Source organism: Reinekea thalattae, assembly GCF_008041945.1.
Classification (GTDB): Bacteria; Pseudomonadota; Gammaproteobacteria; order Pseudomonadales; family Natronospirillaceae; genus Reinekea; species Reinekea thalattae.
In genome coordinates, this window is the sequence record NZ_VKAD01000002.1 from 391,033 (window position 1) to 414,137 (window position 23,105).

26 protein-coding genes are annotated in these 23,105 nt (G+C 46.3%); 9 read left to right on the forward strand and 17 right to left on the reverse strand.

The window, feature by feature from the left end; genetic code table 11:
* Positions 1-34: 34 nt before the first annotated feature.
* The 4 genes from FME95_RS12160 to miaB all read right to left on the reverse strand — a co-directional run bounded on the left by FME95_RS12160 (position 35) and on the right by miaB (position 3,905).
* The gene (locus FME95_RS12160) at positions 35-892 is read right to left on the reverse strand and encodes a CorC family transporter (RefSeq protein WP_147714752.1); all 858 of its coding nucleotides are present in this window, start codon (positions 890-892) and stop codon (positions 35-37) included.
* The gene (gene ybeY, locus FME95_RS12165; RefSeq protein WP_147714753.1) at positions 889-1,374 is read right to left on the reverse strand and encodes an rRNA maturation RNase YbeY; all 486 of its coding nucleotides are present in this window, start codon (positions 1,372-1,374) and stop codon (positions 889-891) included. Before ybeY ends, FME95_RS12160 begins: the two co-directional genes overlap by 4 nt.
* Entirely contained in the window at positions 1,371-2,375 is a 1,005-nt protein-coding gene (locus tag FME95_RS12170; protein ID WP_147714754.1) for a PhoH family protein, read from the reverse strand. The genes ybeY and FME95_RS12170 overlap by 4 nt, the downstream gene beginning before the upstream one ends.
* Before the next feature lie 165 nt (positions 2,376-2,540).
* The gene (miaB, locus tag FME95_RS12175) at positions 2,541-3,905 is read right to left on the reverse strand and encodes a tRNA (N6-isopentenyl adenosine(37)-C2)-methylthiotransferase MiaB (protein ID WP_147714755.1); all 1,365 of its coding nucleotides are present in this window, start codon (positions 3,903-3,905) and stop codon (positions 2,541-2,543) included.
* A gap of 151 nt (positions 3,906-4,056) precedes the next feature.
* Between miaB and FME95_RS12180 the strand changes: the two genes are divergently transcribed.
* The 4 genes from FME95_RS12180 to FME95_RS12195 all read left to right on the forward strand — a co-directional run bounded on the left by FME95_RS12180 (position 4,057) and on the right by FME95_RS12195 (position 7,449).
* On the forward strand, positions 4,057-4,383 hold the full coding sequence (locus tag FME95_RS12180; protein WP_147714756.1) for a DUF1820 family protein: 327 nt from the start codon (positions 4,057-4,059) through the stop codon (positions 4,381-4,383).
* Positions 4,384-4,965: 582 nt separating this feature from the next.
* Positions 4,966-5,814, forward strand: a complete 849-nt coding sequence (locus tag FME95_RS12185) for a glucosaminidase domain-containing protein (protein WP_147714757.1) — start codon at positions 4,966-4,968, stop codon at positions 5,812-5,814.
* Between the two features lie 90 nt (positions 5,815-5,904).
* Entirely contained in the window at positions 5,905-6,381 is a 477-nt protein-coding gene (locus tag FME95_RS12190; protein WP_222709982.1) for a GNAT family N-acetyltransferase, read from the forward strand.
* A gap of 102 nt (positions 6,382-6,483) precedes the next feature.
* A complete protein-coding gene (locus FME95_RS12195; RefSeq protein ID WP_147714758.1) occupies positions 6,484-7,449 on the forward strand; it encodes a heterodisulfide reductase-related iron-sulfur binding cluster in 966 nt (321 codons plus the stop codon).
* An 18-nt stretch (positions 7,450-7,467) separates the two neighbouring features.
* On the opposite strand, the gene yjgA is transcribed toward FME95_RS12195, so the two are convergent.
* From yjgA to FME95_RS12255, 12 genes are all read right to left on the reverse strand, one after another.
* Entirely contained in the window at positions 7,468-7,995 is a 528-nt protein-coding gene (yjgA, locus tag FME95_RS12200; protein ID WP_147714759.1) for a ribosome biogenesis factor YjgA, read from the reverse strand.
* Between the two features lie 24 nt (positions 7,996-8,019).
* Positions 8,020-9,378: a magnesium transporter gene (mgtE, locus tag FME95_RS12205; RefSeq protein WP_147714760.1), complete on the reverse strand. Its 1,359-nt coding sequence runs from the start codon at positions 9,376-9,378 to the stop codon at positions 8,020-8,022.
* Positions 9,379-9,414: 36 nt separating this feature from the next.
* Positions 9,415-9,684: an HPr family phosphocarrier protein gene (locus FME95_RS12210; RefSeq protein ID WP_147714761.1), complete on the reverse strand. Its 270-nt coding sequence runs from the start codon at positions 9,682-9,684 to the stop codon at positions 9,415-9,417.
* On the reverse strand, positions 9,681-10,553 hold the full coding sequence (rapZ, locus tag FME95_RS12215; protein WP_147714762.1) for an RNase adapter RapZ: 873 nt from the start codon (positions 10,551-10,553) through the stop codon (positions 9,681-9,683). The genes FME95_RS12210 and rapZ overlap by 4 nt, the downstream gene beginning before the upstream one ends.
* A gap of 28 nt (positions 10,554-10,581) precedes the next feature.
* Positions 10,582-11,034: a PTS sugar transporter subunit IIA gene (locus FME95_RS12220; protein ID WP_147714763.1), complete on the reverse strand. Its 453-nt coding sequence runs from the start codon at positions 11,032-11,034 to the stop codon at positions 10,582-10,584.
* Positions 11,035-11,042: 8 nt separating this feature from the next.
* Entirely contained in the window at positions 11,043-11,342 is a 300-nt protein-coding gene (hpf, locus tag FME95_RS12225; RefSeq protein WP_147714764.1) for a ribosome hibernation-promoting factor, HPF/YfiA family, read from the reverse strand.
* 254 nt (positions 11,343-11,596) lie between these two features.
* Positions 11,597-13,105 (reverse strand): RNA polymerase factor sigma-54, encoded by a 1,509-nt coding sequence (locus FME95_RS12230; RefSeq protein ID WP_147714765.1) that lies wholly within the window; start codon positions 13,103-13,105, stop codon positions 11,597-11,599.
* A gap of 43 nt (positions 13,106-13,148) precedes the next feature.
* Positions 13,149-13,874 carry an LPS export ABC transporter ATP-binding protein gene (lptB, locus tag FME95_RS12235; RefSeq protein ID WP_147714766.1) on the reverse strand — a complete coding sequence of 242 codons (726 nt, stop codon included), beginning with the start codon at positions 13,872-13,874 and terminating at the stop codon, positions 13,149-13,151.
* Positions 13,874-14,428 carry a lipopolysaccharide transport periplasmic protein LptA gene (lptA, locus tag FME95_RS12240; RefSeq protein WP_147714767.1) on the reverse strand — a complete coding sequence of 185 codons (555 nt, stop codon included), beginning with the start codon at positions 14,426-14,428 and terminating at the stop codon, positions 13,874-13,876. Before lptA ends, lptB begins: the two co-directional genes overlap by 1 nt.
* Entirely contained in the window at positions 14,415-14,984 is a 570-nt protein-coding gene (gene lptC / locus FME95_RS12245; protein ID WP_147714768.1) for an LPS export ABC transporter periplasmic protein LptC, read from the reverse strand. Before lptC ends, lptA begins: the two co-directional genes overlap by 14 nt.
* Positions 14,985-15,950 carry a KpsF/GutQ family sugar-phosphate isomerase gene (locus FME95_RS12250; protein ID WP_147714769.1) on the reverse strand — a complete coding sequence of 322 codons (966 nt, stop codon included), beginning with the start codon at positions 15,948-15,950 and terminating at the stop codon, positions 14,985-14,987.
* A gap of 108 nt (positions 15,951-16,058) precedes the next feature.
* Complete coding sequence (locus tag FME95_RS12255) at positions 16,059-17,018, reverse strand: calcium/sodium antiporter (RefSeq protein ID WP_147714770.1); 960 nt, start codon at positions 17,016-17,018, stop codon at positions 16,059-16,061.
* Positions 17,019-17,228: 210 nt separating this feature from the next.
* Here FME95_RS12255 and FME95_RS12260 point away from each other — a divergent pair, with 210 nt between their 5' ends.
* From FME95_RS12260 to hisC, 5 genes are all read left to right on the forward strand, one after another.
* A complete protein-coding gene (locus FME95_RS12260) occupies positions 17,229-17,459 on the forward strand; it encodes a BolA family protein (RefSeq protein ID WP_147714771.1) in 231 nt (76 codons plus the stop codon).
* 10 nt (positions 17,460-17,469) lie between these two features.
* On the forward strand, positions 17,470-18,741 hold the full coding sequence (murA, locus tag FME95_RS12265; protein ID WP_147714772.1) for a UDP-N-acetylglucosamine 1-carboxyvinyltransferase: 1,272 nt from the start codon (positions 17,470-17,472) through the stop codon (positions 18,739-18,741).
* A 114-nt stretch (positions 18,742-18,855) separates the two neighbouring features.
* Complete coding sequence (gene hisG, locus FME95_RS12270; RefSeq protein ID WP_147714773.1) at positions 18,856-19,497, forward strand: ATP phosphoribosyltransferase; 642 nt, start codon at positions 18,856-18,858, stop codon at positions 19,495-19,497.
* An 89-nt stretch (positions 19,498-19,586) separates the two neighbouring features.
* A complete protein-coding gene (gene hisD, locus FME95_RS12275) occupies positions 19,587-20,894 on the forward strand; it encodes a histidinol dehydrogenase (RefSeq protein ID WP_147714774.1) in 1,308 nt (435 codons plus the stop codon).
* On the forward strand, positions 20,887-21,990 hold the full coding sequence (gene hisC, locus FME95_RS12280; RefSeq protein ID WP_147714775.1) for a histidinol-phosphate transaminase: 1,104 nt from the start codon (positions 20,887-20,889) through the stop codon (positions 21,988-21,990). Before hisD ends, hisC begins: the two co-directional genes overlap by 8 nt.
* A gap of 1 nt (position 21,991) precedes the next feature.
* Here the strand turns inward: hisC and FME95_RS12285 are convergent, their stop codons facing one another.
* On the reverse strand, positions 21,992-23,095 hold the full coding sequence (locus FME95_RS12285; RefSeq protein ID WP_147714776.1) for a S1C family serine protease: 1,104 nt from the start codon (positions 23,093-23,095) through the stop codon (positions 21,992-21,994).
* Positions 23,096-23,105: the final 10 nt, after the last annotated feature.

The window sequence follows — 23,105 nt, forward strand, 5'->3', positions numbered from 1 at the left end:
GGTCGATGACAGGCTAATCGCAAACTTTTGATTGTCAGTTCGCGACACTGACCTCAAAAGAGCGTACCCGACGATTATCTGCCGTGGTTACTTTAATTTCGATAGCATCGATCTGAATGGTATCGTCTCGTTTAGGTACACGGCCAAACTCATGCATCACCACACCGCCGATGGTATCGAACTCCTCGTCACTGAAATTGGTAGAGAAGTGATTGTTAAAGTCTTCAACCGGTGTCAGTGCCTGCACGATGTAGCCGCCGTTGCCATTTGAGGCGATGTTTTTAATGGTTTCGTCGTCGTGCTCGTCTTCAATTTCCCCGACGATCTCTTCCAGTACATCTTCAATAGTCACCAAACCAGCAATGCCGCTGTATTCATCAACGACAATCGCCATGTGGTAGCGATTGGTACGGAAGTCCCGCAGTAGCACGTTAACGCGCTTGCTTTCGGGGACAAAATTCACATCGCGAATAATGTCTTTAATGTGCTTTTGCATCAGTTCTTCACTGAAGTCGTATTTCAGTGTCAGCGAAAGCATGTCTTTGGCGAGCAATACACCAACGACTTCATCGCTGTTTTCACCTAATACTGGGAAGCGCGAGTGACCCGATTCGGTCACTTTGGTGGCCCATTGCTTGATGCTTTCGCCGTATTCAAGGCAGACCATGTGGGAGCGCGGAATCATAATGTCGCGCACGTGTAGGTCGGATACGTTTAACGCGCCCTGAATAATACGTAACGAGTCATCATCAAGAATCTTGTTCTCATGTGCCTCATGGATGATAGCGAGTAGCTCATCTCTGTCTTTAGGTTCCCCGGTAAAGGCGTCTCCGAGTCTTTCAAATAAAGACTTTTTACCGGGGCTTCTACTCGTCGGTCGATCATCACTCATAATGTTTGTCCTTGGTATTCACTCAAATAGGGGTCAGGAATGCCTAGCGTTTCCAGAATATTGCGCTCTAGCTGTTCCATTTCAATGGCTTCTTCATCATTTTGGTGGTCATAACCCAATAGATGAAGCGTACCGTGTACGACCATATGGGCCCAATGGTTGAGCTCGGGTTTTTGTTGTTGTTTTGCTTCGTGCGCAATGACCGATGCGCAAATAACCAGATCACCTAATAGGTGATCGAGTTCGGAACTGGGGATTCCCTCAGGTGCCTCAAAAGGAAAAGAAAGCACATTGGTTGGCTTGTCTTTACCGCGGTATTGGGCGTTAAGGGATTGGCTTTCGTCTGCGTCGACGAGTCGAATGCTGAGTTCAGCTTCGTCTCTTCTGCCTGCTAAGGCGGCGTTTAACCAGCGCTCAAAATCGGCTGCCGAGGGAGGAGGTTCGTCGCTGGTTGCTAGCTGTAAATCGAGAGTTAACATCATTTGTCTTCTTTCGCCTCATAGGCATCGACAATACGTTGCACCAGCGGGTGGCGCACAACATCACTCGACTCAAAGTGGGTGAAGCTAATGCCTTCTATATTTTCTAACACCTCAATGGCGTGACGTAAACCAGAAGCTTGGCCTCGTGGTAAGTCGATCTGTGTTGGATCGCCGGTAATCACTGCCGTAGAGCCAAAGCCAATACGGGTTAAGAACATCTTCATTTGTTCACGTGTGGTGTTTTGGCTTTCATCGAGAATAATAAAGGAGTGGCTCAAGGTTCGGCCACGCATATAAGCCAGTGGTGCCACCTCGATAACATTACGTTCAATTAGTCGGTCGACCTTTTCAAAGCCGAGCATGTCGTAAAGCGCGTCATACAGCGGGCGTAAATAGGGATCAACCTTTTGGCTTAGATCGCCGGGTAAGAAACCGAGTTTTTCACCGGCTTCGACAGCAGGCCGAACTAATAAAATTCGGCGTACTTCGTCTTTTTGTAGCGCCTGCACTGCGCAGGCAACGGCTAAGTATGTTTTACCGGTACCGGCTGGGCCAATACCAAAATTAATGTCGTGATTCAGAACGCTGTGAACATAACGTTTTTGGTTGCCGCCACGCGGACGCACGACCAACTTAGGTGTGTGCACCACGTAAAGTTTATCGTCGTGCATCTTGGTCGGCGCTTTTAGCCGTTGAGCCTCGCTAGGCTGCAATGCTAAATGGATGGCGTCCGGTGTTAAGTCTCGCTGACCGCCGGTTTCTTTATAGAGCTGCTTTATGGCGCGCTCTGCCATACTGACTTGGTCTGTTTCACCGCTGACTTCGAACTGATTGCCTCGATTGGTAATGCGTACGTCGAGCCGCTCGGCAATCAATTTTAGATTGTCGTTGGCTAGGCCGCATAAGGATGCCAAGCGTTGAGGATGGTCAGGTTCTAACGAAAATTGTGCCGAAGATGAATGGCCGTCAAGCCTGCCTTCAGCCGATGAGGGGGTGTTCAAGTCAATTAAGTCCTTCGTTTTTTCAGTTTAAGCATACTGAGTAGTTCGTGCATGTCAAAAAGTCTTTTCCTCAGCGCTACCTAATAGCGTTAGGCATGCTGAGAAGTGACTTGATTGATACTCAATATGGATGTCTAAGTAAGCCAAATAGTTACTTGTTTAGGATCAATAGGCAAGGTCTGCGTTGATGATTTCACCGCGTAGGCTGTTGGTGAAAGCCTCGGTGATATGCACCTGTACAAACTTGCCGATTAGGCTGTCGTCGTCACAGACAAAGAAGGTATTACGGTTGTTTTCGCTGCGGCCGTAAAGATCTTCAGGGTTGCGTTCGCTGCGGCCTGTGACGAGGATCATTTGAACAGTACCAACCATACGTCGAGCGATTTGGTTGGTTTGCTGGATAATGCGTTGTTGCAAAATTTGTAAGCGCTGTTTTTTGGTTTCTTCAGGTAAGTCACAGCTTAGCTCGGCTGCTGGAGTACCTGGTCGAGCGCTATAGATAAAGCTGAAAGAATGATCAAAACCAATCTGCTGAATCAGGTTCATGGTGTCTTCGAAGTCTTGGTCCGTTTCACCAGGAAAGGCAATGATAAAGTCTGACGAAAAGCTAATGTCTGGTCGGTTAGCGCGAATACGCTCCATTTTATCGATGTATTCGTCGACCTTATGGCCTCGTTTCATCGCGGCTAAAATATTGTTAGAACCACTTTGCACAGGCAAGTGCAGATGGCTAACCAGCTCAGGAACGTCTTTGTAGGCGTCAATGAGGCTATCGCTGAATTCAACAGGGTGGCTGGTGGTAAAGCGAATACGGTCAATACCGTCAATATGGGCGGTCAGCGTAATTAGGTCGGCAAGATCAGCTACTGTGCCGTCGTGCTTAGTGCCGCGATAGGCATTTACATTTTGACCTAAATAGTTGATTTCTCGAACGCCTTGCTCTGCTAAGTGTATGACCTCTGCAATAACATCGTCGAATGGTCGGCTAACTTCTTCACCGCGCGTGTAGGGCACAACACAGAAGGTACAGTATTTTGAACAGCCTTCCATCACGGAGACGAACGCAGAAATGCCATCACTAGAAGGTGCAGGTAAGTGGTCAAATTTCTCTACTTCAGGGAAGGTGACATCCACCATGGCGATGCGGTTGCCGGTTGTTTTAGCGGCAGCATCGGTTGCATCGATCATGGTTGGTAGGCGGTGCAATGTCTGCGGGCCAAAAATCAGGTCAACGTGCGGTGCACGCTCAGAAATAGCCTTGCCCTCTTGCGAGGCAACACAGCCACCGACACCAATTTTTAAATTCGGATTTTTTTCTTTTAGTGACTTCCAGCGACCGAGCTGGTGAAACACCTTTTCTTGCGCTTTTTCGCGGATAGAGCAGGTATTTAGCAGAATGACGTCCGCTTCGGTTTCGTCATCTGTTAGCTCATATCCGTGGCTGTCATTCAATAAGTCGCCCATTCTCGATGAGTCGTACTCATTCATTTGGCAGCCATGCGTTTTAATAAAGAGTTTCTTTGTTGTCATTAGGTTTTATTTAAGTCAAAAAATCAGGGTGCGAAATTATACCTGTCAGCGAGTAAATTCCAAACAAAGTCTGTAAAAATCCTAACCAGTGTGTAGACTTGGCGGCTGATTTTTCTGTCAATTCAGTGAATTATTGTCTAATCGGAAAGCTATGAGTTCTAAAAAATCCATTTACCGCGTTATTTTTGTCAATCAAGATAAACTCTATGAGATTTACTGTAATCAAATTTTTCAAAGCGATATGTACGGCTTTATTGAGGTCGAAAATCTGATTTTTGGTGAAAAAAGCCAGCTAGTGGTCGACCCCGGTGAAGAGCGCCTGCAAAAAGAGTTTTCAGGCGTCAATCGATCCTATATCCCCATGCATTCTATTGTTCGTATCGATGAAGTCGAAAAAGAGGGCACGCCCAAGGTGTCCGATTCAAAAGGCGCGACGATAGCCAGCTTCCCAAGTGCCATACCAAAAAGAGTCGATTAACCTGCCGCTACCACTTTTTTATGACATTCCTGTGGTTATTTCGGTCTATACTGCAAGAGGTAAGCTCTTGTAAGTTAGAAAAATAGCCCCATACCTTAGATATGCAGGGAATGATTGTCCTTAATAAAAAGAGAGGTGCCTTATGGAAGTCACAATGTTAACGACTCTTAGCGCTGTTCTAATTGTTTTGTTTGTACAGCAAAAAATCACGGCGAAACTTAAGCCTGTGCCCGTCAAAGTGCAGCGACAACAGCCTTATCAAAGGTAATCGCTCGCTTAACTCTGTTAGGTCCTCATTTTGTTTAGTCCTCGTGGACAGACAGTGTGGACCTAACGAGTAATAGGCTAAAAGCTTCTTACCTATAAGTGCTCTTTACCATTTCACCTATTTTGATGTTCTCTCAGCGTTTTCCCCAACTTCTACTTCTATTTAAAAGTGCCTATGTCATGCCTGTAGATAGTGCTGTCTTCATTTCGGCTAACTAAGCCTAGATTGAAGCTTAATGATTGGCTCATCTATAATCGGTTTTAATGCACTGAAGAGCGTGATTTACTTTTTTGCGAACCTATAAACGAGATCTAATGTTGAATTATCGATTTTCCCCCATTGCTGGCCGTATCATGTTTGGTTTTTTGCTGTATTTGGGTTTTGATTCTCACAGCCTCTATGCGAATAATCATACTGGCAATCCTCTGTTATCACCCCGAACCGCTTTGCAACAACCGCCGTTACCTGACTTTGCCGCCGTGACCGATACGGAGCAAAAAAAGCAGCAGTTTTTTGATTTTTTACAGCCGCAGATTAGCCGAATCAATTTACGGATAGAGTCTGAGCGAGCATGGTTAGTGCTGGTTTACCAAACCATTGAGCAGGGCGAAACGCTAGCCTATTGGCAGCAGCAGATGCTGGGTGAATTGCACGATTATTATCGTGTTGCAGAACCGATTGCGTCTAGTGCTGCCTTTGAGCAGCTGATGCTTCGGGTTGATACCATTCCAGCTTCGCTAGTTTTGGCTCAGGCGGCGAATGAGAGCGCTTGGGGAACGAGCCGTTTTGCCGTAGAAGGAAATAATTTATTTGGTCAGTGGTGCTTTAGTCAGGGCTGTGGTTTAGTGCCAACAGGCCGCGATAGTGATGCCTCACATGAGGTTCGCGTGTTTTATTCGGTTGCTGATTCGGTCGACAGCTATTTCCGAAACCTCAATACACATCGGCAATATGCTGCTTTTCGAGCGCTCCGAGCGCAATCTCGGGATCGCAACGAGCTGTTAAATAGCACCGAATTAGTTTGGGGCATCAAGGGTTATAGCAGTCGAGGTGATTTATATATCACTGAACTGATTGATATGATTCGATACAATGCCTTGCAGCAGTATGACCAGCCAGCATTTTATGCTTCTCAGCCGATCCAGATTAAAGCGGATGGTTGATAAAGAGTTAATAGCGGCGCATGTCGGATGATTGAGTGACGTTTATAACAGATTGATGTTTATAACAGGTTTAAGAAAAGAGGAATCCCTTTGGACTATCGCCAACCAAGCCAGCAATTAACCTTTAAATGCATACCGTTCGACCAATTGGATAGCGTGACACTTTATGAGATGCTGGCTTTGCGCCTAGCTGTGTTCTCGGTAGAGCAGAATTGCCCTTATCAGGACTTAGACGGTAAGGACATCTCTGCTTGGCATCTATTGGGTTATCAGGATGGTAAATTGGTTGCCGTCGCTCGGTTATTGATGCCGGATGTATCCTATAGTGGTGCTTGCTCAGTAGGGCGAGTCTGTTGCCATATTGATTATCGAGATCAAAAGGTTGGTCAGCGTCTCATGGCTGAAGCAGTAAAACAGTGCCGGACTCTGTTTTCTGGTTTCCCTATTACCATTAGCGCACAGCACTATTTGGTGCGTTTTTATCAGCAGTTTGGTTTTCAAACGGTTGGTTCAACCTATTTAGAAGACGATATTTTACATATTGAAATGACTCATCAGGCCGCTTAAATGGCTTGTTGATGTTTCGAACGATCTCTTGAGACGGTATTTTACGATGGCCCGCGCAGTTAGTTGTGTGTGGTGAGTGGCTAGTAGTTAAAAGGTGCAGCAGTGAATCCTATTAAACAGAAGATCGGTAAGCTTTATGTGCGCCATTTTGCAAACTTGGCCAGTTGGTTCCGTGGTCTTCTAAATATTGGCGTTGCATTCCAGCGTTTATTTGGTGCTGAGCGTTGCGAAGCCTTTTCTCGTCGCTTGCGTCAGTTAACCAAAGGTCGAACCCCGGTTTGGTTGTCGACACTGCCAGCCGCTTCGCGCCCGGTTTATGCACGTAATGAATTAATCCGTCTAACAAAAGAAAGCACGGTTGTGTATTGGCCTTCTTGTGTCAGTCAATCGTTCGGTTCGGCACTTAATGATGATCGAGTGAATATTCCTAACGCCGTGCAAAGCGTATTAAATAAAGCCAATCTGAATGTGGTTTATCCACAACCCACTCGCGGCTTGTGCTGTGGTGCTTATCTTAGACATAAAGGGTTGGCTGATGCTGCTGATCAGATGCAAGAAGAATTAATTTCAACCCTATGGGAAGTTTCCAGTGCAGGTCGTTATCCGGTATTAGCCGATACCAGCGCATGTAGCGAAGCCCTAATGGCTCAAGCGCGTGCACGCGGTATTCACCTTTACGAAAGCTCAGAGTTTATTGATAAGTTTTTACTGGATCGATTAGATATTACACCGGAGATACAGCGTGTTGCGGTATTTGTCAGCTGTGCCACACGCCAGCTAGGCGTTGAATCGAGCTTTTATCGAGTGGTTGATAAATTAACACCCGATTGGGTTGAGCCGGATGGTATTGATTGCTGTGGTAGCGTTGGGGATCAAGCCTTTACTCAGCCAGAGCGAGCTCAGCATGCGCTGGCTTACTTACCTTTCCAGATCGATACCTGTGCTTACGGTATTTCTAACAATCGTATGTGTGAAATTAGCTTAAGTCGCTATGGCGAACTGACCTTTTATTCTCTGTTTGAAATATTGGATCGATGCTCGCAAGGCCGCCAGAGCAGCTCAAGCTGAGCGCTCTGGTCAGTTGGATCAGGCTAAAAGCGTTTCTTTTACCAGCTGTAGAATCTTTTTGGTGTTTTTACCCGCTTTGATCTGATCTTGGCTAGAAAAGTCGTCACTTTGTTCTTTTTGGGCCGAGCGGATCAGCGCTCGCAATTGTTGCCGATCAGTTTCTGGATGCTGATCGATCCATTGACCTAAGGCGTCCGTCGACGTTAATAGCTTATAGCGCCATAATTCAGCCTGGTTTTGAATGCGTTGATAATAGTCTGACGAAGGGTCGAGTTTATCGAGGCAGAGTTGGATAGCTTCGATATCCAAGTTTCTCATCAGCTTACCGATGTATTGCAGATGTCGACGCATCGCTTCATTACTTTTAATGCGCTTACTTTCTTCAATCGCGGCAAACATTTCATCATTTAATGGAAAAGACGCAAGCTCAGAGGCTTTAACACGTAAAAGTTGCTCGCCCATTTGCTGCAATTTATGCATGTCTTTTTTAATTTCGGTCTTACTGACCCAAATAATGTCATCGTTATCGGGCGTGGAATCTGTCATAAATTGGTTACCTAGGGCTTATCTTTAGAGTAAAAATGCGGTTGCTAGACCCAAAAAGGTCAAAAAACCAAATACATCGGTGAGTGTGGTTAAAATAACGCTACCGGAAAGTGCAGGGTCAATGTTAGCGGATTTTAAGACAAACGGCAGCAAGGTTCCTGAAAGAACGGCTAAGCAGATGTTTACCAAGATTGCCGCAGCGATGACCAAAGCCAATGAAACGCTGTGATACCAACCGACGGTAATAGCGCCAATCACCAATGCCCACAGGCCGCCATTGAGCAAACCAACTCCTAGCTCACGAAGTAGCATCCAGCGTAAATTACCGCGTGTTATATGGCCGGTGGCCATGCCGCGAATTATAAGCGTCAGTGTTTGGCTGCCAGCGATACCGCCCATGCTGGCCACAACAGGACTCAGCACTGCCAGTGCGACAATCTGTGCTATCGAGGTTTCAAATCGACTCATCACAGCTGCAGCAATAAAGGCGGTTGCCATGTTAATGCCGAGCCAAACCGCACGTTCACGGCTACTTTTGACGACTGGCGCAAAGATATCACCCTCTTCATCAAGACCGGCCATGCTGAGCATGTTGTGATCGGCGTTCTCTCGGATAACATCGACCACGTCATCGATGGTAATGCGGCCAATGAGAATGCCTTCAGCGTTGATAACCGGTGCTGAGACTAGATCGTGACGTTCAAATACCTGCGCTACTTCTTCTTCGTCGGCGTATGCGTCAATGCCCTTGATGTCGCTGGACATTATATTGCTCACTAATTCATCAGGGCGATTGGTCAGCAATTGAGTGATGGCTAAAGAGCCTTGGTAATTGAGGTTTCGGTCAGTGACCCAAACTCGGTCTAAAGATTCTGGCAAGGACAGTTTGCGTAAATAGCGCAACACCGTTTCAACGTTAACATCGGCACGCACCATGATTAAATCGGTATTCATTAAGCCGCCGGCGGTGTCTTCAGGGTAGGCGAGTAGGCCTTCGACCTGAGCACGTTCTTGGATTGGCAGCAGTTGCAGAACCCGATCTGAGACGTCTGGCGATATATGTTGCAGCATGTCTGCAAGATCATCGCTTTCAATATTCTGAATCGTCTCGACAATCTCTTCGGCTGACATCTTGCCTAATAGGGCTTGCTGGATGTCGTCATTTAAGTGAGTTAGGACATCACCTTGATTGTCTTCGCTGATGAAGCTCCACAGTAGAATCCGTGTTTTTGAGGGTGTCGACTCAAGTAAGTGAGCAAGATCAACGGTCGATAGGTTGTGGTTAAACAGGGTTTCGATAGCCGTGAAATCGCCGCTATCGATGGCTTTATAAATTAGCGATCGATACTGGTCAAAGATTGCGTCGTTAGAACCAGAGTGCATGAAGGGTTACTGTCCTTGAGTGATATTCAGTGGCGACTATTCGTCTTCATCGAATCGATTATTAATTAACGCCGAAACCTGTTGCCAGGCTTCAATTTCGTCGCTGCCTTCTAATGTGCAAACAATTTCGGTGCCTTGGGTTGCTGCTAACATCATGATCGACATAATGCTCTTGGCGTCAGCTTGACGAGCGCCTTTACTGATGTGTATTTGGCTTTCAAACTGGCTGGCAGTATTGACCAGCTTTGCAGCCGCGCGAGCGTGTAATCCCAATTTATTAATGATGGTAATGGTTTGCTCAATCAATCGGTGTCCTGCCCTAAATCTCGGTGTCTAATCTGGATCGATGCGTAGTCTGTTTGGAAGGCTGCAAACAGCCGCTCGGCTAAATAGACTGATCGATGCTGACCGCCGGTACAGCCAATGGCTACAGTCAGATAGCTGCGCTGGTTTTTTTCGTACTCCGGTAACCAACGCTGCATGTAATTAAAAATATCTTGATACATTAAATTCACTGAGGCTTCTTTTTCTAAGAATGCCTGAATGGGTTGGTCTTTGCCGGTGAACTGGCGCAAGTTCTTATCCCAATAGGGGTTTGGCAGGCAGCGTACATCAAAGACTAAATCGGTATCTTTCGGAAGCCCGTGTTTAAAGCCGAAGCTCATAAATTGCAAGGCTAGGCCGGTCGGCTTTTCAATCAGTTGCTGCTTGATCTGCAAACGTAAGTCTTGCACCGATAGCGCACTGGTATCAATACGTAAATTACAACAGCTGGCGATAGGTCCGAGAAGTTTGGTCTCGCTCTCAATCGCTTCGGCTAAAGAGTGTGACTGATCTGTCAGTGGGTGTTTACGCCGAGTAGCACTGAAGCGCTGTAATAAAATAGAGTCGTCAGCATCTAAAAACACCACTTCCACTGCAACGGAGCTGCTGATGTTTTGCAGTATCGCCGGTAGAGTACTGATGCTGTCGGTGGAATTACGTGCATCAATACAGACCGCGGCTTTGCGGCTGTTTGGATTGCTCGACATCCAGTTGATGAGTTCCGGTAAAAGCGCTGGCGGTAGGTTATCAATACAGTTATAACCGGCGTCTTCTAGGCTGTTGAGCACGGTAGATTTGCCCGAGCCTGAACGACCGCTGATTAAGATCAAACGAAAGTCTGTCGACGTCATGTGATTGCCCAATCGGTTACTGGTGAGGTTAGTTTCCAATAAAGTGATTGTATAAGTCTAGAGGTGTTTGGCTGCTTTTAATATTAGCCAAGGCTTCAGGATTGCTAACTTGCTCGACCACACTGGCCAGCAGTTGAAGGTGATCATCGGTGGCTTCAACAGGCACCACTAAAGCGAAGATAAGGTCTACCTGCTGTTTGTCGATAGAATCAAAATCGACAGCCTCAGGTATTTTTATCAGAGCCGCAACCGGTGAGGTAAGGCCTTCTAAACGACAGTGAGGCACAGCAAAGCCAGAACCAATTCCTGTACTGCCTAATCGCTCACGCGCAATTAATTGATCAAAAAGATCGAGTTCTGAAACGCCGTCGAGCGTCGAAGATAGACGCTCGGCGATGGTTTGGAGGATGCGTTTTTTACTGGCGCCAAAACTTTCCATATAGGTTTGTTCGGCGCTCAGTATTTGACTCAGTTGAATCATTTAAGCAGTTAATTTCCCTGTTTGTGCGCAATGTTTTTTTCTTTGCGCTTAATGAGTTGCCGATCTAGTTTGTCGTTGAGTAGATCGATCGCGGCGTAGAGGTCATCGTGAACAGCATCAGCGTGTACTTGGCCTCCTTTTACGTTAATGGATGCTTCGGCCTTTTGTCTTTCTTTTTCAACACTTAGCGTTATTTGAATATTACCCATCTGGTCGAAGTGACGTTCCAATTTATCTAGTTTGCTTGAAACGTAGTTATGTAGAGATTCAGTAACTTCGACGTGGTGTCCGCTAATATTAACTTGCATAGGCTGCTCCTTTATTATTGCAGTTTTGGCAGGCTCTTAACGGGTCAGTGACCTGTTAGATGTGCCATGTAGATCGCTTACTGAGTAAGAGACCCATTCGACTAACAACTGATGCTATTAGCCGTTATACAACTGTATTTGTTAGAAGTGAGATGTCAGCGATAACTTACTGACTTCTTCGTTTAACAGGACCTACCTATAAATATTGCTGTTGCGTTAGAAAACATCAAGCGATATAGCCATTATTTTTGCATTTAAATTAAACTCTTACGTTCGTTTGACGGAGGAATGTTCATTGCTTCGCGGTATTTAGCAATGGTGCGCCGCGCCACTTGGATACCTTGCTCGCCCAGTAAGGTAGCGATTTTTGAATCGCTTAAAGGCTTACGTGGGTTTTCAGCGGCAATTAATTTTTTAATCAGTGCTCGAATCGCAGTACTTGAACATTCACCGCCAGAGTCGGTGCTGACGTGGCTACTGAAGAAATACTTCAACTCATACAGGCCACGAGGCGTATGCATGTATTTTTGTGTAGTGACACGAGAAATGGTTGATTCGTGCATGCCGACCGCTTCGGCAATGTCGTGCAACACCAGAGGTTTCATAGCTTCGTCGCCGTACTCTAAGAAGTTACGTTGATGCTCAACAATGGTGGTTGCGACCTTTAGTAAGGTTTCGTTTCGACTTTGCAAGCTCTTAATAAACCACTTGGCTTCTTGTAAGTGATCTTTTAAGTAGGTGTTGTCGGTTGAGTTATCGGCTCGCTTGACCATTGAGGCGTAAGACGAGTTGACCTTGAGTTTTGGCGCAATTTCTGGATTCAGCTCGACCAACCAACGATTGTTTTCTATATCTTTCGAGACAATAACATCCGGAATGACATATTCAGATTTACTGGATTCAACAGACGCACCTGGGTGTGGGTTAAGCGTTTGAATCAGTAAAAAGACTTCTCTAAGCTCTGCTTCTTTAATTCGCAGTTTACGCATGAGTTGTGCAAAGTCTTTGGTGCCTAATAGCTCGATATGGTTTTCAACGACTTTAATGGCAACATCACGATAAGGCGTTTCAGCAGGTAACTGCTTTAATTGAATTGCTAAACAGTCGGCCAAGTTCGCAGCACAGACACCCGGTGGATCAAACTGTTGTAAGCGGTGCAGGACGGCGTCAACTTCGTCGGTATCAAGTGGGTCTTCTTCACTGGAAAGGCCTTCTTGTAAGCCTTCAAAAATATCTTCAATACCGGTAGAAAGGTAACCCTTTTCGTCGACGCTTTCTAAGATGGCTTCGGCTATGATGCGGTCTTTATCCGACATCGGAGTGAGGTTAAGTTGCCAATTAAGATGATCGATTAATGAGTCTGTCGAGCCGTAGATGTTTTCGAGATTGTAATCATCGTCGGCAGAAGCAATACCATGACTGGTCGGCGTATGGGTATAGATATCGTCCCAAGAGCTGTCGACAGCCAGTTCGTCAGGAATGGTTTCTTGCACCGAAAGTTCTTGTGTTGATTGATCTGGTGCTTCGTTGGCTTTTTCGGCAGGTTCTGAATGGCTTTGTTCATTTGATGCGTTTTGATTGGCGACATCATTGGCGGAAGCGACTTCGTCTTCTTTTACTTCCAGCATAGGGTTGGTATCCAACGCCTGCTGGATTTCTTGTTGCAAGTCTAGTGTCGAGAGTTGCAATAATTTAATGGCCTGTTGCAGCTGAGGTGTCATGGTCAGCTGTTGGCCCATTTTTATCTGTAAAGACGTCTTCATACTGGCTTTTTACTCATTCATTGCAGGCCGTGGCCATGCCTATTTACAGTGTGAAATTATCACCTAAGTATACCTCGCGTACCGTCCTATTACTGAGCACTTCTTCAGCAGTCCCTTCAGCAATGATGTGACCATTGCCGACGATATAGGCTTTTTCACAAATGTCTAAGGTTTCTCGAACATTGTGATCGGTAATCAGTACGGCGATACCGCGTTTCTGTAAGTGGTAGATGATTTCTTTGATATCACCGACCGAAATTGGATCAACACCCGCAAAGGGTTCATCCAATAAAAGAACTTTTGGCTCAGTCGCCAGTGCACGTGCAATTTCAACTCGCCTGCGCTCACCACCTGACAGTGCCATTCCTAGGCTCTTGCGAATATGGGTGACGTTGAATTCATTTAATAGGCTTTCTAATTGTTCCTTTTGTTGTTGCTTGGTTAAGTCCTTACGTGTTTCCAATACCGATAAAATATTGTTTTCAACAGACAGCTTTCTAAAGATGGACGCGTCTTGTGGTAAATAACCAATGCCTTTTTTGGCTCGAGCATGCATAGGTAATTTTGAAATGGCTTGACCATCGATGGTCACGGTGCCTTGGTCGAGAGTCACGAGACCAACGATCATATAAAAACAGGTAGTCTTACCGGCACCATTAGGGCCGAGTAAGCCAACAATTTGAGCGGCTTCTACTTCAATGCTGACATCAACCACAACGGGGCGCTTTTTATAGCTTTTGGCTAGGTTACGAGCTTCGAGTAAGGCCATTATTCAGTGCTTCCCGGTAACAGTAATAGCTCGGCCTGTTCATCGTCCTGATTACCAGATAGCGAGCGAGCCGATTGGATCGTGACTTGGCCTGTGGCTGCCTGATATTCAATCTGTTCACCGCGTGCTTCATTACCCGACTGAGTAATGCGAGCCTCGCCAAGGGTAATGATGATGTCGGTTGCAGGAAAAAACTCAACCTGGTTGCCATTAACTTCCACCATGTCACTACCGAGCTGTGGTATATCGGTAAAGATTGCAGGGGTGCCAGTGGCTTTGATGTAGCTTAATTCGTTGGTGTCTGGGTCTGTTTCTATCACCACCTGATCGGCAAGAATCTCTAAGTTGCCTTGGGTGATAACGACATTGCCAGTCAGAATGCTGATCCCAGTGTTGATGTCAAAGCTATTGCTATCGGCTTTACCGGTGATGGGCAGCTCTCGGTCTTCGGGTAATGCCAGTGCGGTAGCGCTGAGCAGTCCGTAGCAAAGGGCCATTGCGCAGTAAAGCAAACGGCGATTACGCAATGATGTGTGAGACCTAGTTAGGCTCATAATAAAAAGTCACCTCATCGATCAGGTTGATGATTGGGTTTGCGTCACTCAAATCTGCAGTCATACCGATAGCATTGCTGCGACTATTGCCTTGGCGGATTTCAACGGGTAAATCCGTTTCTACCCACTGGCCGCTTTGCGTTGCTTTGACATAGTCGCTGACAATGCTGGTTGCAAGGCGTTCAGTCTGTTCGACCATCGTCACATCGATAAAGAATTCAACGTCGTCATTATCATACAAAACGGCGCGGTTGGCTGTAATTTTCCAGTCATTCCGGTCGTTATTTAGAATGGTGATATCCGGTTGATTTAACAGTGTTTCGCCTAACTCTTGATAAATTGCAACATCTGTTGACTCGATATAAACCAAGGCTTCGCCAGCGCTGTTATAGCGAGTCAATTTCATATCTGTCATGTAGATATTGGGTGTTTGTTCGGGTAGTTCGAAAGCGGTGTCGGTAGTGGATTCTTTATCCTTGCCTGCAAGCCACGCAAAACCAGCACCGACAACAATGGCCGTTGCTAGAAGTAGGTGATGACGTTGCAGGCGAGGCATTTAAGCAACTCCTGCTTTGAGAATGTCGTGCATGTGGACGACGCCAGCGACATGCTTGTCTTGCATCACCACCAAGGAGGTGATCTTTTTCGATTCCATGGTAAACAATGCTTGGGTGGCCAGTTGGTCAACACCTATCGTTGCTGGCGTTTTGTGCATAACGTCTTTTATGGCGGTGTTTTTAAAGTCGATATCTTTGTCGATAGCGCGTCTAAGGTCGCCGTCAGTGAATACGCCCATTAGCTTGCCTTGATCTTGAACCGTCACCATGCCAAGGCTCTTATGAGTCATTTCAAGTAAGGCATCAAATACCGAGGTTTCAGGGCTTACTACAGGTATGCGTTCGTCAGCGTGCATAATGTCGGCAACCTTTAACAGCAGTTTGCGTCCTAGGCTACCGCCCGGATGAGAAAATGCAAATTGCTCAGCAGTGAAACCGCGCATTTCGAGTAATGCTATCGCCAAGGCATCGCCCATCACTAGGGCTGCAGTGGTCGATGAAGTTGGTGCTAGGTTTAAAGGGCAGGCTTCTTGTTCAACGCCGCAATAGAGGTGAGCATCAGAGGATGTCGCCAGTGTGCTGTTTGGGTTGCCAGAAAAGCCGATCAGTTTGGCGCCTAGCCGCTTGATTAATGGCAGTAGCGCGACTAACTCGGGTACTTCACCAGAATTAGACAGTGCAATCACGACATCGTCGCCGGTAATCATGCCCATATCGCCGTGACTGGCTTCTCCTGGATGAACAAAAAATGCGGGTGTGCCAGTACTGGCAAGTGTTGCCGCTATTTTATTACTGATGTGTCCAGACTTACCCATGCCGGTAACAATAACGCGGCCTTTGCAGTTAATAACTAGATCGCAAGCCAGCTCGAATTGGTCATCGAGTTTCTGGCTCAAAGCCAAAAGTGCGTCGATTTCGAGTTTAAAGGTGCGCTGAGCAAGTTCCAGTACAGAAAGTTGGGTCATGATGTCACTGTTCGCTTATGAATATATTTGATGAGTGGGTGTTAGGTGTTTATCGCAACCGACTCGATCGCATGCAGCGACCGAGCAAGTTAAAAGATTGTCTCGGTGCTACATGGCAGCTTGATAAGCAAGGTACCCATAAGCGCCGTACATTACAACAAAAATCGTGCCAATAGGGCGGCCTAATGATTTTCCGCGTCGACCTTGAATAATTAATAGTCCAAATAGCACGGCGCTGATGCCAAGCATAAAGGCATAATCGCGGTTGAAAATCTCGGCGCTGAAGCTGTTGGGTCTAAGCAGGGCCGGCACGGCAACAACAGCCAGCAGGTTAAAGATATTGGAGCCTAAAATATTGCCAATGGCGATATCGTGGTGCTTTTTAATTGCACTCATCGCAGAGGCTGCAAGTTCAGGCAAACTGGTGCCGATTGCAATGATGGTCGCGCCGATGATGGCATCGCTAATGCCGTATTGGTTAGCAATACCGACAGCTCCCCAAACCAACGCTCGGGCACTGAAGATAAGAACGGCTAAGCCAACAATAAACCACAGAATGGCGACAGGAGTAGACATGTCATTAGGGATTTCTTCTTCAAATTCAGCATCAGGCTGCTCGGCAGTTTTGTTCTGATGGTAAATCCAAGCCAAAAACGTCACCAATGCCGCCAGTAATAAAATACCTTCATAAAAGGCCAGCGTAAGATTAAATAGCAGGATGCCGATGGCCAGTGATACCGCCATCATAATAAGGTTTTCGTTAGTGATTAAACGCTTACTGACTGGGATCGGTGCTATCAGGGCTGTCACGCCCAAGACTAAACCAATGTTGGCAATGTTTGAGCCGATGGCGTTGCCCAGTGCCATATCGATTCTATTTTCAAGTGACATTAAGGCTGCGGCGATAATCTCAGGTGCGGATGTGCCTAACGATACGATGGTGACGCCAATAATGATGTGTGGCACGCCAAAGTTATTGGCAATGGCGGCACTGCCTGCAACAAAGCGATCGGCGCTGAGCACTAAAAAAATAAGACCAACAATTATCGCAACGGAGAACATAAGCATCACAGGCTACCTTTTTTATTGTTTAGTGGGATTTCCATTATTAATGAAAGTTTAACTGTTTGTTCTGATGGAGCAGCGCATTTAACGGACTTTGCCTACTAATTGCAATAATTGTCGTCAATGCTTGGGCTTATTCGTCGCTAGGCTTCCCGATTGGTCAATAGTTGGCGTATAATCCTCGCCCTTTTTAATTAGATAGTGGAACACCTTATGACAGCTGAAGACCTAAAAGCCATGCTACAGGCAGAATTTGCCGGAGCACAAATAGACGTTATGGGTGAAGGTGCTAATTATTCAGTCAAGGTGGTATCCGATCTATTTGAATCAAAGCGCGCAGTTCAACGCCAACAGATGGTATATGCCGTGCTAAATAATGTTATTGCTTCTGGTGAAGTGCATGCAGTAACGATGGATTTAAAAACAAACGCAGAAGCAGGTTGAGGAACATTCATTGGATAAGCTTTTAATTACCGGTGGCGCAACGCTGTCGGGCGAGATTCGCATTTCAGGTGCTAAAAACGCCGCGCTACCTATTTTAGCATCGTCATTGTTGACTAAAGAGCCGGTTGTATACAGTAACTTACCGCATTTGAACGATATCACCACCATGATCAGCCTGTTGGGATCAATGGGCGTGTCAGTGGTGTTAAACGAAGATATGAGTGTTGAAATCAGCACTGAAACCATTAAAGAGTTGACGGCACCTTACGATCTGGTCAGCACCATGCGTGCCTCGATTGTTGTGTTGGGGCCATTGTTGGCTCACTTTGGTCAGGCGCGAGTTTCTTTGCCTGGCGGCTGTGCTATCGGCAGTCGTCCGGTGGATCTACACATTAAAGGCATGGAAGCACTTGGCGCAACAGTTGAAGTTGAAGATGGCTACATTAATGCAAGCTGTGAAGGTGGCTTAAAGGGCGCGCATATCTTCTTCGATAAAGTTACTGTGCTGGGTACAGAGAATGTCATGATGGCGGCAACATTAGCTAAAGGTACGACGGTTTTAGAGAATGCCGCTAAAGAACCAGAAGTTGTTGACTTAGCCAACTGCTTGATTGCCATGGGTGCCAAAATATCTGGTGCCGGTACCGACACCATTACTATTGAAGGTGTTGAATCGTTACACGGCTGTCATCACCGCGTTATTCCAGACCGTATCGAAGCGGGTACTTATCTTGTCGCCGGTGCTATTGCTGGTGGCCGTGTGCGCATTAAAGAAGTAATCCCTGAGCATCTGGATGCAGTGATTATGAAGCTAAAAGAGGCTGGCGCTCAGTTGAGTCAGGGTGATGATTGGATTGAAATCGACATGAACGATTGCACCTTGAAAGCGGTTGATATTCGTACGGCACCTTACCCAGCGTTTCCGACCGATATGCAGGCGCAATTTACTCTGTTGAATGCTGTTGCCGAAGGCACAGGAACGGTTGAAGAAACCGTCTTTGAAAACCGCTTTATGCACATCAATGAGCTAGAGCGCATGGGCGCAAAAGCCAAAATTAAGGGCAATACCGTTGTCATTAAAGGCCTGACAGGTCAGAAAGGCTTGAAGGGCGCACGTGTTATGGCCACTGATTTACGGGCTTCGGCTTGTCTTGTTTTGGCAGGTTTAGTCGCCAGCGGCGAAACATTGGTCGACCGTATTTACCATCTAGATCGCGGTTACGAATGCATCGAAGAAAAAATGGCCGCCTTGGGCGCGACCATTCAGCGTGTTTCTGGCTAATTTTTGTTGGCCGCATTAGGCGTTCTTAGTAACGTTTTATTGCGGCCAGTTTCTTCGAATAGCTCAAGTTGAGTCCTGTTTTTTATTACTATTCGCGATCTATAGAGAATCGATATGCAAGCCAATTCGCAAACCATCACCATTGCTCTGTCTAAGGGGCGTCCGTTAAAAGAAACATTGCCGCTCTTTGCGGCAGTCGGTATCGAGCCTTTAGAAGATGTTCATACGTCACGCAAACTGATTTTCGAAACGACGCAGCCTAATGTGCGTATGATTATTATTCGATCAGCGGATGTACCGACCTATGTTCAGTATGGCGTTGCCGATTTAGGTGTCACCGGTAAAGATGTTCTGTTGGAGCACGGTGCAGAAGATATGTATGAGCTGCTCGATCTTGGGGTGTCTCGGTGCAAATTAATGACCGCCAAAATCAAAGGTGCACAGCCACCACTGGGTAAAATTAAGGTTGCGACAAAATTTATTAATGTTGCTCGTCAGTATTACGCCAAAAAGGGTCAGCAAGTTGAGCTGATTAAGCTGCATGGCGGAATGGAGTTAGCGCCGATTATGAATTTAGCCGATGTCATTGTTGATATCGTAGATACCGGCAATACCTTAAAAGCGAACGGTTTAGAAACCGATGAATACATTGCCGATGTCAGCGCGCGAGTGATTGCTAGCCGCTTAGCATTAAAAATGAAAGATGAAAAAATAAACCCCATTATTGAAATGTTGAAAAACGCCGTCAATAAATAAAAAGCGAGTTGTTCATTAAATGATTTTTTATTAAACAGCTTTTTATTAAAAAATTTCTTATTAAAACGACATAACAAATAAGGCTAATCATGACCTCAGTAGCGATGAAATATTTAAAACTTGGTGAGTCAGGCTTTGATCAAAGTCTGTCGGACATGCTTTCTTGGGAATCTGTATCTAATGCAGATATGCAAAAGTTAGTTGCCGATATTATTCATCATGTGCGAACTGAGGGTGACCAGGCGTTAATTGAATACTCGGCAAAATTTGATAGCTACCCAGTTGATAGTATGGCAGCGCTTACTGTTTCGGCTGAAGATATCGAAGCGGCTTTCAACCGCTTAGACGAAGCCAAGCAGGATGCCTTGAAAGTAGCTGCGGAACGAGTCGAAAAATACCACAGCAAGCAGCTTTCTGAGAGCTGGCAATACACCGATGAATTGGGTGTTGTGTTGGGCCAAAAAGTAACCGCGATGGATAAGGTTGGCATTTACGTGCCTGGTGGCGTTGCGCCGTTAGCCTCTTCGGTGATCATGAACGCCATGCCAGCAAAGGTTGCTGGTGTTAAAGATATTGTTATGGCGACGCCGGCACCGAATGGCGAAGTCAGTGATTTTGTCTTAGCGGCGGCTTATGTTTCTGGTGTTACCGAGTGCTATTTATTGGGCGGCGCTCAAGCGATAGCGGCCTTGGCTTATGGCACACAAACGGTACCGTCAGTGGATAAAATCGTCGGCCCCGGTAATGCATTTGTCGCCACCGCTAAAGCTCAGGTTTTTGGTAAGGTTGGGATCGATATGATTGCCGGACCAAGCGAGATTTTGGTTGTCTGTGATGGTAAGACCAACCCCGACTGGATTGCTATGGACCTGTTCTCGCAAGCGGAACACTCACACGATGCGCAGGCGATTCTGATTTCGCAAGATGCTGAATTTTTAGCTCAGGTTAAAGCCTCCATTGAAAAGTTATTACCGACCATGGAACGTGCCGATACGATTTTAGAATCGTTAAATAATCGCGGCCTTATGATTGAAGTGGCGCAATTAGAGCAAGCGATCGAGCTGATTAATACCATTGCGCCTGAGCACTTGGAATTATCGATAGACGAACCAGAAAGTTGGCTCGATGGTATTCGCCATGCTGGCGCGATCTTTATGGGGCGACACAGCTCAGAAGCCTTGGGCGATTACTGCGCTGGCCCGAACCACGTATTGCCGACCAGCGGCACGGCGCGCTTCTTTAGTCCTTTAGGCGTTTATGATTTCCAAAAACGCAGTTCGCTTATTGGCGCCTCTGCACAGGCAGCTAATACCTTAGGCCCTGTGGTGTCAGTTTTAGCCCGTGGCGAATTATTAACGGCCCACGCGCAAAGTGCGGAGTATCGAATTAATGACTGATTTTCGTGATCAAATAGAAACCGCGGTAAACCGTTGGGTAAAGCCAGAAGTGAGAAAGCTTAAGGCTTATCACGTGCCAGATGCTGAAGGCTATGTGAAGTTAGATGCCATGGAAAACCCGTTTGTTTGGCCTGATGCGATTCAACAAGAATGGTTGAAGGAGTTGGCCAGTGCCGAAATCAATCGTTACCCGGATGCCGACAGTAAGGCATTAAAGCAGGGTATTGCAGAGGTTATGTCGGTGCCTGAAGGTATTGAGATGATCTTAGGCAATGGCTCTGATGAATTGATACAGCTTATTGCGATGGCGGTAAATGGTGCGAATCGAAAAATCATGGCACCTGAACCTAGCTTTGTGATGTATCAAATGGTCGCAAAATATATCGATATGGATTATGTCGGCATTCCGCTGAATGATGACTTTGGTATCGATTTAGAAGCGACGCTTAGACAAATTGAAATAGAAGATCCTGCGGTGATCTTTTTAGCGCAACCGAATAACCCGACGGGTAATTTGTGGGGCGATGAAAAACTGCGCTGTATTCTTGAAGCGGCTAATGGCTTGGTTGTGATCGATGAAGCCTATACTGCCTTTACTGAAGCGGATTACCTCAGCTGGCTAGAAAGCTATCCGAATCTTTTGATTATGCGTACCTTTTCTAAGATCGGTTTAGCAGGCTTACGTTTAGGTGTGTTGTTTGGTCATTCAAGCTGGATTGCGGAGATTAATAAATTACGCTTGCCGTATAACATTAATGTGCTCACTCAAAAGAGTGCCTTGTTTGCCTTGCAGCATTATCAGGTATTGATTAATCAAACTCAGGAGTTGATTAGTCAGCGCCAGCGACTGTTTAAACTGCTCGATGACATTGACGGCCTTAAAAGTTACCCAAGCCAAGCTAACTTTATTTTGGTTCGTGCGGCGCAAGGGCAGGGCGCGGTGATTCATGCAGCCTTAAAAGAACGAAATATTTTGGTTAAAAACCTACACGGTGCGCACCCATCATTGTCGGATTGTTTGCGAATTACGGTTTCCAATAGCGCAGAAAATGATCTATTGATAGCCGCACTTCGCGATATCTGTTCGGCTAGTTGATTCAGTTATTACGGTAGCCAATGGTTACCGTAACTTCTATGGCTTTATTGTCTCTGATAAGTCGCAATTGACTTTGTTGCTCGGGTAATAGTTGAGCCGTGAGTCTGGCGGCTTGCGCCCGACTAATCAGCGGCTCGTTATCAACACTGAGTAATATATCACCTACCTGAATGCCGGCAATCGCTGCCGGACTGTTCGGCGCAATAGCGGTCACCACAAGTGCGCTTGTTTGCGTTTCTTGCCAGCTTTCTGTCAGTCGAACTTCATTGACGTCTATGCCTATATAACCACGCGAGATCATGCCGCTGGTGAGCAGCTGTTGTGCAACCATTTGCACATGTTCAAATGGAATAGCAAAACCAATCCCTTGAGAGCCACCGCTGGATGAGAAAATGGCGGTGTTCATACCAATGACTTCACCATTGGCATTGACCAAAGCGCCACCGCTGTTGCCCGGATTAATCGCCGCATCGGTCTGTATAAAGTCAGTCAGGTTGGTCAGTTGCGGTTGTGCTCTGCTGGTTGCCGAAATGATACCCATAGAAACCGATTGGCCAATACCGAATGGATTACCAATGGTAAAGGCAAGGTCGCCAACCTTAAGTTGGCTGCTATCACTGGTTGGCAAAGGTTGAGATATCCGCAAGCCCGTTTGTAATACAGCAATGTCGGTATCATTATCTATTAGAGTGCTAATAACTTCGGCCTGTTCGCCATTGTGAGCGACAACGATAATCTGCTGTGCGCCTTTAACAACGTGCGCATTGGTGACGATATGGCCTTGTGTGTCTAGAATAATACCGGACCCTAAGTTGGTCTTTTTGTAGAGGTTATCGCTTTGGTTGTTTGGTAAATACTGAGCGAAGAATTCATCCTGTTGCAATGCAGAGCGATTAATACTGACCGTTTGGCTGGTGTATATGCTCACCGTATAAGGCAGTACCGGCGCTAATGCTTGAGCAAAGCTTGCATTGGCTAGGGATGATTGCCTTGGTTGCAGTGCCTGTTTAAAGACTAAAACAGTCAGGCCGATAAGTAGGCCGAGTGCAATACTGACAAGCCATTCATATTTTAGACGGTGGGTTATGGGCGATTTTTGCGACATCTTTATCTAT

Bases quoted from the DNA above. Each gene is read 5' to 3' on its own strand.
- FME95_RS12160 (WP_147714752.1), bottom strand. From the start codon at position 892: ATGAGTGATGATCGACCGACGAGTAGAAGCCCCGGTAAAAAGTCTTTA.
- ybeY (WP_147714753.1), bottom strand. From the start codon at position 1,374: ATGATGTTAACTCTCGATTTACAGCTAGCAACCAGCGACGAACCTCCT.
- miaB (WP_147714755.1), bottom strand. From the start codon at position 3,905: ATGACAACAAAGAAACTCTTTATTAAAACGCATGGCTGCCAAATGAAT.
- FME95_RS12180 (WP_147714756.1), top strand. From the start codon at position 4,057: ATGAGTTCTAAAAAATCCATTTACCGCGTTATTTTTGTCAATCAAGAT.
- FME95_RS12185 (WP_147714757.1), top strand. From the start codon at position 4,966: ATGTTGAATTATCGATTTTCCCCCATTGCTGGCCGTATCATGTTTGGT.
- yjgA (WP_147714759.1), bottom strand. From the start codon at position 7,995: ATGACAGATTCCACGCCCGATAACGATGACATTATTTGGGTCAGTAAG.
- mgtE (WP_147714760.1), bottom strand. From the start codon at position 9,378: ATGCACTCTGGTTCTAACGACGCAATCTTTGACCAGTATCGATCGCTA.
- rapZ (WP_147714762.1), bottom strand. From the start codon at position 10,553: ATGACGTCGACAGACTTTCGTTTGATCTTAATCAGCGGTCGTTCAGGC.
- FME95_RS12220 (WP_147714763.1), bottom strand. From the start codon at position 11,034: ATGATTCAACTGAGTCAAATACTGAGCGCCGAACAAACCTATATGGAA.
- hpf (WP_147714764.1), bottom strand. From the start codon at position 11,342: ATGCAAGTTAATATTAGCGGACACCACGTCGAAGTTACTGAATCTCTA.
- FME95_RS12230 (WP_147714765.1), bottom strand. From the start codon at position 13,105: ATGAAGACGTCTTTACAGATAAAAATGGGCCAACAGCTGACCATGACA.
- lptB (WP_147714766.1), bottom strand. From the start codon at position 13,874: ATGGCCTTACTCGAAGCTCGTAACCTAGCCAAAAGCTATAAAAAGCGC.
- lptA (WP_147714767.1), bottom strand. From the start codon at position 14,428: ATGAGCCTAACTAGGTCTCACACATCATTGCGTAATCGCCGTTTGCTT.
- lptC (WP_147714768.1), bottom strand. From the start codon at position 14,984: ATGCCTCGCCTGCAACGTCATCACCTACTTCTAGCAACGGCCATTGTT.
- FME95_RS12250 (WP_147714769.1), bottom strand. From the start codon at position 15,950: ATGACCCAACTTTCTGTACTGGAACTTGCTCAGCGCACCTTTAAACTC.
- FME95_RS12255 (WP_147714770.1), bottom strand. From the start codon at position 17,018: ATGCTTATGTTCTCCGTTGCGATAATTGTTGGTCTTATTTTTTTAGTG.
- FME95_RS12260 (WP_147714771.1), top strand. From the start codon at position 17,229: ATGACAGCTGAAGACCTAAAAGCCATGCTACAGGCAGAATTTGCCGGA.
- hisG (WP_147714773.1), top strand. From the start codon at position 18,856: ATGCAAGCCAATTCGCAAACCATCACCATTGCTCTGTCTAAGGGGCGT.
- hisD (WP_147714774.1), top strand. From the start codon at position 19,587: ATGACCTCAGTAGCGATGAAATATTTAAAACTTGGTGAGTCAGGCTTT.
- hisC (WP_147714775.1), top strand. From the start codon at position 20,887: ATGACTGATTTTCGTGATCAAATAGAAACCGCGGTAAACCGTTGGGTA.
- FME95_RS12285 (WP_147714776.1), bottom strand. From the start codon at position 23,095: ATGTCGCAAAAATCGCCCATAACCCACCGTCTAAAATATGAATGGCTT.